The 13064-nt window shown below is 69.1% G+C and carries 4 protein-coding genes and 1 other RNA gene; 1 reads left to right on the top strand and 4 read right to left on the bottom strand.

Annotated elements, in window-relative coordinates:
* Positions 1–711 precede the first annotated feature (711 nt).
* Complete coding sequence (locus ACESMR_RS23270) at positions 712–2130, top strand: UvrD-helicase domain-containing protein (RefSeq protein ID WP_373049528.1); 1419 nt, start codon at positions 712–714, stop codon at positions 2128–2130.
* 37 nt (positions 2131–2167) lie between these two features.
* Here the strand turns inward: ACESMR_RS23270 and ACESMR_RS23265 are convergent, their stop codons facing one another.
* The 4 genes from ACESMR_RS23265 to ACESMR_RS23250 form a co-directional block, all read right to left on the bottom strand.
* Positions 2168–3466: a Fic family protein gene (locus tag ACESMR_RS23265; protein WP_373049527.1), complete on the bottom strand. Its 1299-nt coding sequence runs from the start codon at positions 3464–3466 to the stop codon at positions 2168–2170.
* Positions 3467–4214: 748 nt separating this feature from the next.
* The gene (locus tag ACESMR_RS23260) at positions 4215–5690 is read right to left on the bottom strand and encodes a hypothetical protein (RefSeq protein WP_373049526.1); all 1476 of its coding nucleotides are present in this window, start codon (positions 5688–5690) and stop codon (positions 4215–4217) included.
* 533 nt (positions 5691–6223) lie between these two features.
* Positions 6224–6595, bottom strand: a transfer-messenger RNA (tmRNA) gene (ssrA, locus tag ACESMR_RS23255).
* 173 nt (positions 6596–6768) lie between these two features.
* Positions 6769–12894, bottom strand: coding sequence for a myxosortase-dependent M36 family metallopeptidase (locus ACESMR_RS23250; RefSeq protein WP_373049525.1), 6126 nt, complete (start codon positions 12892–12894; stop codon positions 6769–6771).
* Positions 12895–13064 lie beyond the last annotated feature (170 nt).

Raw genomic sequence — 13064 nt, 5'->3', positions numbered from 1 at the left:
CCCTCCCGGCGACAACTACGCGGCGGGAGGGGCACCCACCAAGGCACGACCGGCAGGAACAGTTGTCGTTGACCGGCAAGAATAGTTGACGCTGATCAGGGCCCCTTCGACCAGCCGCGGCGACCTGCTCGACCTCGGCGAGCGAGCCGCGCAGCCGCGAGGAGAGGCAGTCCGGCAACAAGCTGAAGGTCTTGCGGGCCTTCGGGCAGTACCAGCGGGCGATCTTGCAGCCCGGCGGCTCGACCCTCGTGTACGCGGTGTGCCGGGCGAAGCCGCAGCCACCCTCGGGGTGCTCGGGACAGCGCTCCAATGTTGCGAAGCGCCACCCCTCCTGCGTAACGTATTCCTCACTGGTGAGCCGGCATGCGAACCGACACTGCACCAGTCATCGGCCCGCACGGTTGCACCCGTGGCGGGCCATCTTTCTTTCGGTATCGGGCGGGCCCCATGCCCACCGCGCGGGAAATCGTCGCGTCGGTGGAAGAGCGGGGGAAATTTCTGGCCGGCACTCTCGCAGACGGGCACCGGTCCAGTTGATCAGGCGGTGGCGAATCTCGGTGCTGCAGCGGCGGTGGTCAGCGACGAAGCGCGGGAGCTAACAACAAGCCGGATTTCTTCCTCCCCGACCACGGGATCTATATCGAGCACTGGGGCATCGACCGGTCCGGCGGCACTGCGCCGGGTATCGACAAGCGGCGGTACGCGGAGGGCATGCGCTGGAAGCGTGAGCTGCATCGGCAACACGGCACCAGACTCGTCGAGACCTACTCGTACGAGTCGCAGGAGGGCAGCCTGCTGGCGGCGCTCGAGTCACGGCTGCGCACGGCCGGCGTCGTCGCCCGCCCGCTGCCCGAGGCGGAGGTGCGGGCGCTCGTCGGCAACGACGATACGCTTTCGCCTGTCGCCGACCTGCTCGGCACATTCCTCAGCGTCTACAAGGGAAACGGGTGGACGCTCGAGGAGCTACGGAAGACCGCGCGCGCGCATCCGGATTCCTCCCGCCTCTTCTCGTTCCTCCAGGTGTTCGAGGCGTTGCTCGAACGCTACGAAGAATCGCTCCGTTCGCAAGGCGAGCTCGACTTCGACGACATGATCGCGCGAGCCGCCGATTACGTGGAACGCGGGCTCTACAAGTCGCCCTTCACACACGTCATCGTCGACGAATTCCAGGACATCGCGCGGGGCCGAAGCCGGCTGCTGGTCGCCCTCCTCTCCCAGCATCACCAGCGCCAACTCTTCTGCGTGGGCGACGACTGGCAGTCGATCTACCGCTTCGCAGGTAGCGACATCGCCATCATGACGTCGTTCGCCGACGTGTTCGGGTACACGCGCCGGACCGACCTCGATCGGACCTTCCGTTTCAACGACAAGCTCCTGTCGTTCAGCACGACCTTCGTCACCCAGAACCCCAAGGAGTTGCGGAAGCGGCTCACGTCGCAGACCCGCGTGGGCGTCCCGGCCGTAACCGTCCTCGTGCGGCAGATCGGTGACCCCGTCGATGCCCCCTTGCGCAACGCGCTGGGGGAGATTTCCCGCCGGGAAAACACTGCCGAGCGGGTGTCCGTCCTACTCCTCGGACGCTACCGTCACACCTGCCCGAAAAACCTGGCCGCCCTCCAGCGGCGTTACAGTCAGCTCGACCTCCAGTACAAGACCGCCCACAGCTCCAAGGGCCTGGAAGCCGACTACGCGATCGTCCTCGACCTGGTGAGCGGTGCCTACGGGTTTCCCTCCGAAGTCACCGACGACCCGGTATTGGAGCTCGTGCTCGCCGATGCAAGCGGGTACCCCAACGCCGAGGAGCGGCGCCTCTTCTACGTCGCGGTGACCCGCGGGCGACGCCACGTCTATCTGCTCACGGACTCCTCGCGTCCGTCCGCGTTCGCTGAGGAGGTGCAGACGCCGCCGTATGCAGGGATGGTGAGCGGGGGCGTTGTCGCGGCACCAGTTCCCTGTCCGGAATGCGGGGGCGGCGTGCTGCTCCGATACGAGGGGAGATACGGAACGTTCTGGAAATGCCGTTTCACCCCGTATTGCGAAGGGAAGGCACAGGCCTGCAGGGAGTGTGGAACGCACCCTCGGGTGCCCAGCGGCCGCCAGCTGCGCTGCACGAATCCGGCCTGCCGCTGAGGTAGGCTTGCCGAGACCGCATCCCGATGCCAGGGGCCTAGTCCCGATGCCCTCGCTGCCGGCGCACCGTCGATGCTCGCGAGTTCCCTCTCGCGGTTGGCCGCGGCGTGGTGGCGAGCGGGGGCGGTGCCGATGCGAGGAGCGATTCTTCGATCCCTTCAGGGAAGAGCCGCGGGAAGTAGTACGCGACCGCGTGAAGGGGCAAACCAAGCCGCAGCAAACCCTTCGGCGAGTCGGAGAGCAGCAAGCCTTGTGAGAGCAACTCGCCGATGAGCAAGCGTGCCGTGCGGTCAGGCATGCCGGCGATGCGGCCTACCTCGCCGCGGGCGATCTCCCCTTCGAGCAGCGCTTGCCAGATCACATGGAATGCCTGCGGGCGGAGCTCGTTAGCCGCTGCGCGGCGTTCCACGTAACCGCGGATGCGGTTGTGCACGGTCCCGAAATCGAGCAGGCCGCTCATGAACTCCACTTGATCGAGCGCCGTCTCGAGGAAGAAGACGCTGAACTCTCCCAAAGCGCGATCGGAGAGGTTCCCCCGTCCGTCGTAGTCGCCCATGCGTGGTTCGTCCGCCCTCGCGAGCATCTGCTTGTAGCGCGTAGCATTGCGCCCGAGTCCGCGACTGATGGTCCAGAGGCCATGCGAATCGACGCACGCCTTGGCAAACCATGCGTCGGTGAAGAGACGCGCTACGCGGCCATTCCCGTCCTGGAAAGGATGGATCCAGGCGAACCGGTGATGGGCCGCCGCGGCCGCGTAGATTCTCTCGAGCGGCCCGAGCTTCGACTGATCGTATGCCTCCTGAAAGCGGCGCATGAATTCGGGAACTGAACTGCTCGTCGGCGGGATGTGCCGCCCTACCTCAACATCGCGCTTCCGTAGCTCACCGGGCTCGAACGAATGCGCTTCACCTCGCGAATCGCGGATTACGCGGAAGCCGTCAGGCACGAGTGCATAGAACTCCGCGTGAACCCACGAGAGAAAGTCGATGGAGGTCAGCACGAGCTCTGGCTCGAGGCGCAAGCGCTCTTCGATTCGCCGCTGCACCTCGACGTGAGCGAGGCTCTCGAGCTGCAGCTCACGCTGGGCGGGATCGTTCGACAGGTCCCGGTTGAGCGCCCGCTCGATCTCCAGGGGGTGGGTGTTATGGCCCTCGATCAGGTTCGAGTAGTAGCTGTTCATCTGGCGCAGCACCTCCACCAGCGTTCTGCGCGTAGGGCCGGGCAGGCGACCTCCGAGCGCGGCGGAGCGCCGCAGGAGCTCGGTCGCCAGCTCCTCGAGTTGGGCGCGATGCCGCTTGGGGAGCATGGGCTCCATCTGATGCGGTTCTGCGTACATTCTGCCGATCCTGCTGCCGATCCGGTCGGACGTCAATTTAGCCCTATTATCGCATTCTTCGGGCGCATCCGTATGGCAGCAAGCGTTGGGGCAGGCCACATTCTGCCGATCACTCTGCCGATCTGATTGCCGATGGTCTTCGGACAGGCCAAGCGGCCGGGAGGCCGTCCGCTGGCGTCGATGTAAGAAGCGAGTCATCAACCCGCTGGCAACGCACCGACGCCCGCCAATTTCCTACGTAAATTCGGCGACTTCCGGGGGTCGTGCTTCAGCGCTCGTCTCAAGTAGAGGCTATCGCTGCTCGTGCCTGCCCCAAGAACGCGCCTCGACCGCACGCACCCACTCTCGGCGCCTGCTGACCAACTCTTCAGGATTCCGCTGTCCGCCCCCAGCGTGGCTAGATCCCTGTCCGGCGGGCCCAGCGTCCTATCTGCGCGATGGAATCGCTCGCAGCTGGGCACAAAATAGCCCGGCAGCCAACCGGCTGCCGGGCTATCAAATGGTGGAGGCGGCGGGAATCGAACCCGCGACCACCTGAACAAGAAACCCGAGTGAGATCCGGCGCTTGCCGCATCAAGCCGTTGGAACCACTGGGGAAACCCTAGCGCAGAGGTGTTCAGCGAAGTACTTGCGAGCGCAGCGAAGTGGACACCGGTTGGGTACGTATTGGGAACCGGCGGCTGTCGCTAGCAAGAGCGTACCGGGAGGGGCTGCCCGCGCCCTAGCAGGGGCAGCCCACGCCCCGATGCTACTCGGCACTGACGGTCAGCCCGTAATCGCCTCCACCCAGCACATCAACAACGATGAGGTACTCACCGGCAGGCACGTCATGCAGCGTGAGATCGGACCGCTGTGCGGGGTTTCCTGCCAGGTCGCCGTAGTGGTCGCAGCCGAGCGGAGGCGCAGATTCACCACAGCCGCTGTAGAGCGAGAGCAGCGTAGTAGAACGCGTCTCCCCGTGGATCGTGTGGAGGCGCAGCGTCGCAACGTCCGCATCAAGAACCAGCCGGGCGAGGCCCTCCGGGTACACCTCCTTGTCCATCGACTCCCAGCAGGCGTCGGTCGGTTCCCACATGCTCTCGCCCGATGCGTTCAGGACGGTCGAGCTACCGACGGCGACCAGCGGAGCCGCAGCGCACGCTGTTGCTCGGATCACAGCCGGATGTTGGCAGGTGCTGCCACGCGGAGAGTCCCAGCACCAGAGCCCTTCGGAGCACCTGTCGAGCGGGATCTCCTTCTCGCACGCCTGACCGGCCAGCTTCTCAGGCTGCACCTCGAAGGCAACGGAGACCATCTCCGACACGTGGTTCTGGTCCATGACGCCGATGGCCACACTCGCGACTTCGGGATGCTCCGCGAGGAAACCTTCACGGGCTCCCCACGCCTCGTAGGAGCCGCCAGTGGGCCTCGGCACGGGCCACGAGAACGGGATGATCAGGTGTTTCACGTCCTCCCGCCAACGCGGGTCTTCGAGCCCAAGGTCGAGAAGCTCGTTCTGTCCGTCGAAGAACTGGACGGCGAAGCCAGCCTGGAAGTCGTCGGTGACGGTGCCGAGCACGATCAGATCGCCGCCGTCCGAGCCTCCGCGCAGCGCTCGCGGATTCGCCAAGGTTGGCGGCTGATCGACGACGCACTCACCTCCCGCACAGAGGAGGCCAGGGCCGCAGCGGAGGACGCTGGCATCACAGGACTGGCCCTCCCGGCGGTAGGGCGCAAAGTAGACCCCCAGCACGTACTCGGAGCCGCTCTGGCCCGCGCTATCCACCACAATGTTGTAGTCGGCGGCCCCCGTGGTCAGAATGGTTTGGGCCACGCTGCGCACACCGCACCGAAGTTCGGAAGACGCATCCGAGCAATCGGTCCGTGCGTAGGCGACCGCCGATTCATCGTGAGAGGCGATGCCGTAGCGGAGAACACCGGCGCCGGGCGCGCGGTATCTGAAAACCATCTCGGCCCCGCTGCCGCCGCAGCTCCCCTCGACCGTGCCGTCCCGCCGGGGGAGGAAGCCGTGCACGTTCAGCTGGTCGCCGTCGGGGATCGCGAGGTCGGTGAAGTTCAGGGGGTTCTCGCACGTACCCTCGATGGCACAGGAATCCGAGCAACCGTCGCCGACCACGTCGTTCCGGTCATCGCACTCTTCACCCGGGTCGAGATGACCGTCACCGCAGGAATCGACGGAGCCACCCGACCCACCAGTTCCGCCGCTCCCGCTGCTTCCACCCATGCCTCCGGACCCGCCAGAGCCACCGGTCGCCCCCGTCCCACCGCTGCCGCCGCCTCCTCCGGCTCCGCCCTCGCCCCCGGGCGGCTGCTCGCCACCGCAAGCGAGAAGACCCACGACAAGCAGGAGCACAGAGCTCCCACGAAAAACCGTTCCGCTAGACCGATGACGCAAACCAGCCTCCCCTGCTCCGCAGACCTGGTTGTGGTGCAGGAGAGTCTCACAGCCGGTCCATTCCCGGTCAAGCCGGAGGGGCCGGGAGGCGGGGAACGGGGCTGCAGCTCATCCAATACCTTCCCCCCGGTCGCATTGCTCTACCCACTACGCATAGAGGGACGCCGACCGGTAGAAGTCCTGGAAACTCCCGATGCTACGTGATGAAGCCGAGGCTGCGGCCTGCGATCATTTGGCTTGGACGAGCGCGGTGGATTCACTTGGCACTCGTCGCCGAGTGCGGACGCCCCGATGCGCGTCTCCGCCAATGGTTGGGTCAAAAATAAAAGCCCAGCAACCACTGAGGGTCGCTGGGCTTCAAATGGTGGAGGCGGCGGGAATCGAACCCGCGTCCGAAAGTGCTCTACTCGTCGGCCAACTACGTGCGTAGCCTCTGTTTTGTACTCCGCCGAGTCGCCCAGAGGCAGGCTATCCGGCAGAGTTCCCCGACTGTTACGGCCCTTCTGCGCACGGGGCGACTACGAAGGGTCGGCCAGACTCGATGACACAGGTGACGGCCGCCTCTGGCGGGCAACCGGCCTGCGCACTGTGCGGACTACCTAATTAGGCAGCGACAGCGAGCTCAACGTTGTCGTTGGCTTTTGTTTTTTTGCCGCAGTGAATTTACGTGCTCCGCAAGCCAGCACGGCACGCGCCTCGAGCTTCGCTACCCTCGTCGAAGCCAGGTCGCCCCCTCAAAGTCTTTGAGGGTTCGAATCGAGCGGCCCCTCCTTTGAAAAGCCGCAAAGTCCAAACCTGCACCCAACCTACGCCGGACCGCCGGGATGTCAACGGCCGAGCGCGCTTTCAGCACCTGGAACCACCCGCCCCCGGCGCCCATTTCCAGGGGCGCCGGGGACGGCAAACCCTACCGCCGGCGGCGCCGCAGCAGCGCCAGCGCGCCGAAGGCCAGGAGCCCGCCGGCAGGCGATCCCCCCGCAGCGGAGCAACCCGACTCCTCCTTCTTCGCCGGCCGAGCGGCCGCCGCGATCTCGACGGCCACCTCGGCCACCGCGCTCGCCCCTTCCGCGTCGGTGACCGTGACCTCGAAGCGCAGCGTCCCGGCCTTGGCAGGCGCGACGAAGCGCGCCACCGCCGCCTCCGCCCCGACGAGCTCCACCGCCGTGCCCTCGATCTGCCGCCAGGCGAAGGTGAGCCCGCCGCCGTCCTCGTCCCGCGAGGCGGAAGCATCGAGGACCACCGTCGATCCCGCCGCCCCGCCGGCGACGAGGGCCGCCGCAGCCACGGGCGCCCGGTTCACGTTGCGAACGAGCACCCGCACCGTCGCCGGCTCACTCTCCGCCTCCGCCGCATCGATCGCGATCAAGCGGAAGGAGAGCGCGGTCTCCACCACCACCTCGGGCGCCACGAACGACACCGCCGCCGTCGCCGCCCCGTCGAGCTCCACCGCGACGCCGCCCGTCTGCTCCCAGCGCCACGCGATCGCATCGGCGTCCGCATCGACGCCGGACGCCTCGAGGGTCACCGGGGTGCGCTCGTCGACCTCGATCTCGTTGGGCCCGGAGACCACCGGCCTTCGGTTCTCCGGATGGACCCGCACGGTCACCGTTGCCGGCGCGCTCTCGAGCCCGTTGGCGGTAGCCACCAGCTGGAAGACCAGCTCGACCATCTCCCGCACGTCGGGCGCGACGAAGCGCGGCGCCAGCGTCGATGCCCCCTCGAGCACCACCGCCGGTCCGCCCACCTGGCTCCACGCCACGACCAAGGCATCGCCTTCCGGATCGGAGGCACCGCCCACGAGCTGCACGCCGGCGCGCGCCTGCACGTCGAGCGCAGCGCCGGCATCCGCCACCGGCGCACCATCCGCAGCCACCACCACCGCCACCGCATCGCTGGCGGACTGGCCATGGGCCGAAGCGACGAGCCGGAAGACGAGGGTCGCCTCCTCCTTCACGTCGGGCGAGACGAAGGTCGCCGCTGCGCCCGCAGCATCGAGCGCCACCGCCGGCCCCTCGACCTGCTCCCACGCCAGCACCTCGGCGCCGGTCGCGCTGCCGCGCAGGGCCACCAGCGTCCGTCCGGCGACGGCCTGATCGGCCCCCGCGTCGACCACCGGCACGGGCTCCGCGGCGACGGAGACCGCGACCTCGTCCCGCGCCTCGAGGCCGTTGGCGGAGGCCACCACCTCGAAGACCAGCACCTCGTCGGCGAGGACGCTGGGCGCCACGAACTGCGGCGAAGCGCTCTGCGCCTCGGCGAGCACCACGGCGGTCCCGGCGACCTGCGTCCACGCGAAGGTGATCGCGTCACCCTCGGGATCGGAGGCAGCCGCCCGCAGCAGCACCGCCTCGCGGCTCGCCACCGCCACATCGGCCCCCGCATCCACCACCGGCGCACCGTCCGCCGCCACGTCGATCTGCACCGTGTCCGTCGCCGAAACACCGTGGGCCGTCGCCTCGAGCTGGAAGACGAGGGTCTCGGGGCTCTTCACGTCGGGCGAGGTGAAGCTCGCCACCGCGGCGTCCGGCCCGGAGAGAACCACCGGTGTGCCCTGCAGCTGGGTCCACGCCAGCGTCGGCACCGCCCCACCCGGCACGGTCGCCGTGCCGCGGAGCACCACCGTCTGCCGCCCCGGCACCGCGACGTCCGCCCCCGCATCGACCACCGGCAGCGGCTCCGCCTCGACCGAGACCACCACGCTGTCGCTCACCGACACGCCACCAGCGGTCGCGGTCACCTCGAAGACGAGGTCGGTCGCCACTGCCACGGACGGCGCCACGAACGAGGTCGACGCAGCCGCCGCATCACCGAGCGCCACCGCGGGCCCCGCAAGCTGCGTCCACGCGAAGGCCAGCGCATCGCCGTCGGCATCCGACCCGCTCGCAGCAAGCACGTACGAACCGCGGCTCGCCACCACGCCATCGGCACCCGCATCCACCACCGGCGCGCGATCGACGTTCGTCACCTGCACCTCGACGAATACGGGCGCGCTCACGTCGATGCCGTCGCTCACCTCGAGCTGGAAGCGAAGCAGCTCGTCGACCGCCACTTCGGGCACCTCCACCGTCGCTGCCGCCGCGTCGGCGCCCACCAGAGCCACGGGCACGCCCGCCACCTGCGACCAGGCAAACGAGAGCGGCTCACCGTCCGCATCGGCGGAAGCCGATCCATCGAGCACGAAGCTGGCCGCGCTCCGCTCCGCCACCACCGCAGGCCCGAAGGCCGACGCCACCGGCGGCCGGTTCACGTGGGCCACGTAGATGTCGACCAGCGCCGGCAGACTCCACTCGATGCCGTCGGAGACCAGCAGCTCGAAGGTAAGGACCTCGTCCCCCGGCACGTCGGGCTCGAAGGTCGCGACCGCGGCGTTCGCCCCGGCGAGCGACACCGGGCTCCCCGCCACCTGGGTCCACGCGTAGCTGAGCGCCGCGCCCTCGGGCTCGAACGAGCCGCTGCCGTCGAGGCTCACGGTCGAGCGCACGAAGGCCCCCGCCCCGTCGAAGCCGCCCTCCCACACGCTGCGCGAGCGCCCCGCGTCGGCCACCGGCCGCAGGTTGCACACCGTGCCGTGCGACGTCTCCACGCCCGTGCCACCAAACGGCAGGTTCGCCGCGCCCGTGACCGTCACCCGGTCGATGTCCCAGCCCCACGCCCCCACGGCGACGTCGGTGCCGACGCGGAAGCGGAACTTCACCTGCCTGCCGGCAAGGAGCGTCCCCAGCTGGATCGACTGGTTCCGCCAGGCCGGAAAGCCCGGGCTCATCCCGACCAGCGCCGCCCGATCCTCCAGCGGATTGCCGCCGCCGGTGGCGAGGTAGGCCGAGTAGCCGGGGTTGACGCCGAGATCCGCGTAGAGGTCGTACCAGCGCACGCCGTCCCAGCTCACCTCGACCACGCCGCCGTCGTAATAGGGCGCGCCGCCCCGGTTGGTCTCGAAGGACCACCGGTGGCGCAAGTCGAGGACGAAGTTCCCGGTGGCCGGCACCGCGATCCAGGGGGTGGTGAAGGAGGCCTCGCCGGCCACGTCGGCATCGGCGATATGGCCGAAGCTCGTCCCGCCCTCGCTCCGCCAGCCCGCACCCTGCGTCGCCGCCCAGGCGGTGGGCGCACCGATCATCTCGTCGACGGTGGAGACGCCGAGCTGCACGTCGTGGTGGACCGCCGCGGAGAAGGCGAAGGACCGCACCGCCACCGGCAGGCTGGGCTCGTCGAAGGCGAGCCCGATCGACAGGCTCGCCGCCGGCACGGCGCCCGCAGGCAGCGAGACGGGCAGCGTCCTGGTGGCGCTCTGCCCCGGCGCCAGCGACGGGACGTAGATCACGTTGCCCGCGGGGAAGGCGAGCGTCCCGCTCCCCTCGGTGACCGTGGCGCTCTGCGAAGCGAGCGCGCCGCGCCCGTTGTTGCGCACGACGATACGCACCAGCCCCTGCTCGCCGACGTCGAGCACGCCGTCCCGATCGCATCCGCCGGACGAGGCCTCCACCAGCTCCGCCGTAATCACCTCGAGGTTGTTGCCGGCGACGAAGCTCTCCCGCACGCCGACGAAATCCTGCGAGGCCCTGTCGGCAGCCACCGCGCCGTAGCCTGCGCCTCGACGGGCAAAGGCCGAGGAGAAGCGCATCTGGTCCGCGGGATCGCTCGCCGCCGCCACCGCCAGCAGCGCGTCCCGCGCCTCGAGGAAGGTGGGCATCACCGGCGTCGCCTTGTAGGCGGCGACCAGGTACTGCTTCATCCGGTCCTGCGCCTCGGCGAAGGGATAGGCGTTGAGAAGCGACGCGTAGCACTCCCAGAGCATCGTCGCCCAGACCTCGCCGGCGTTGTGGACCTCGGAGTTGGCGGCGGCGTTCCACCGCGCCACCTGCCCTGCCGGCGCAGCGGCGCCGTTGGCGATGTGCCCGAGCGTCAGCCCATTTTTGGAGAAGTCGGTGGTGTAGGGCATGCGCCGCATGCCGTAGTAGGCGGCGTTGTTGCGGCCGCCACCCTCGGCGTAGCTGGCGATGGCGTAGACGCCCTGGAACATGTGATTGCCGGGCAGGTTGCGATCCCACTCGCGGACCTGCAGCAGCAGCGCGTGGAAGTCGGCCCATCCCTCGCCGAGGGCATCGCCCTGGAGGTTGGTGAGGCCGTTGGCGTCGCCGATGAGCCGATTGCTGATCAGGTGGCCCCACTCGTGGGCGACGATGTCGTTGTCGACGCTGCCGTCACGATCGAGATGCGGGCCGCGCTCCATCGAGAGGTGGATCGGGCTGGCGGGTGCGGCGAGAAGCGCGCTCTTCCAGGCGTTGCCGGTGGCGAGGCTCACGGGAAAGACGGGGATGGTGAGCTGGGGGTCGTAGCCGCCGAGCCCCGGCGCGTCGCCGGCGACGTTGTTGGCGATGACGACGCCGATGGCGCCTGCCGCCTGGGCGTTCACGCCCTTGCTGGTGAAGCTGCACGTGCCGCGATCGAGGAGGACGATCCTGCCGGCGAAGGCGTTGGCGGCGAAGGGGGCGCAGCCGAGGGTCGTGCCGGCCGGATCGGGGACGTGCAGCTCGGCAATCACCGAGACGCTGGTCGGCCCGAGCCCGTCGTTGCTGCCCACGATGCCGGCGAGGCCCGCGGGTGCGGTCACCTGGAGCTGCGGCTCGCCGTCGAAGACGTACATCTGCATCCGCGGCGCGGCGCCGTCTGCCGGGGTGGACATGTTGGCGTTGTTGCGCCCGCCGTGGTCCTGCGCCTCGGCGCGCAGCGCGTCGCCCTGCAGGCCGCCGCGGCCGTAGTTGAGGAGCTGGGCGTTGCCGGCGCGCTCGTCGAAGCCCGCGTCGTAGAACCAGTCGTGCAGGAAGTTCGTGGTGTAGAAGAGGTTGGTCACCGCCGCGGCGATCTGATCGGGCGTACCGCCGGGCGCGACGCCGGTGGTGAAGTTGCGGAGGAAGGCGTCGGGACCGGTGGCGCTCGCCCGCAGATCGAAGCCGGCCTGGAAGCCGTCGGGTGCGAAGAGATCGGCGTAGGCGTCGACGTTGTTGCCCCGGGTCTCGGTGGCGCCGATCGGCAGCCACGGATCGCCGGCGCTGTAGGGGAAGGACGCCAGGGTCACGTCGCTCGCTGCGACGAAGGGCGCCTGGTAGCCGTCGGGCAAACCGGTGGGATGGGGCGTTCCCTCGGTGCCGTGGGGGCCGTCGCTCGGCACGAACGAGAAGGGATCGGCGTGCACCCGGTACGTGGCGTGATCGGTGAGGTCGTGGCGGAAGAGGAGCGACCCATCGCGGGCGTCGACCGCGAAGGCGTGGTACGGCGCCTCGGCCTCCGCCGCCCCCTGCACGTTCAGCTCGACGTAGTAGGCGGGCACCAGCTTCTCCGGCAGCGCGAAGAAGACCGCCTTGGCCCTGGCGGGCACGACGAGCCCGTAGCCGAGGAGCGACTCGACCGACGCCGGCAATTCGAAATGCCGGTAGCCACCTTCGGCGTCGTCGGGGAGCAGCAGCGAAGCCGCGAGCTCGGCACCGGTCATCTCGCGGAAGGCGGCGGCAACGGCCTCCTCGTGCCCCAGGGCAAAGCCGGTTGCGTCCGCAGCGGCGACGAGCTCGCTGGGCGGCAGGTAGCCGGAGACGGCGACGAGCTCGAGGGCCGCGTTCATCACCACGTCGATCTCGTGGCGGAAGACGTCGGTCGCGCCGACCGCTGCGCCCAGCGAGACGATCACCGCGCCGGCGCCGCGCTCGTGCACGCCACGCACCGGCAGCTGCTCGATGGCGGCGGGCGTGAGGCGGTAGAGCGCCGCGAGTCGCTGGAGATGGGCCCGCGCTGCCTGCTCCGCGCTGCCGCCCGCCGCAGGGAAACGCTCGCTGTCGGCGAAGACGAAGGAGGGGACGCCGAGGCGCGGCTCGGTGTGGGCGATGCGGATGCCGGCTGCCGCCATGTCGCTGGCGTCGACGGCGAGCTGGCGCTCCACGGGACCGGCGAGGAAGGCGTCGAGCGAATGGGACTGCTTCGCCGTCGCAGCGGGGGCTGCAGCCAGCAGCACCGCTGCTGCCAGGAGGGAGAGCGCTCGCATGGATGTCTTTCTTTTCCGGGGTGGCGCCGCCCGCGGAGGGAACGAGCGGGGCCTCTCGTTGTGCGACGCTTATCGATGCGCTCCGCCGCCCGGTCAAGAAGGCCTACCGTCGATCGCCGGCGATAACGGCCCGCGCTCCCATGGCCGTGGGGTGGGAAAGGTGCGCTCGC

The organism is Vulgatibacter sp., from assembly GCF_041687135.1.
Lineage (GTDB): Bacteria > Myxococcota > Myxococcia > Myxococcales > Vulgatibacteraceae > JAWLCN01.
This window is presented reverse-complemented; position numbering and strand designations above follow the sequence as displayed.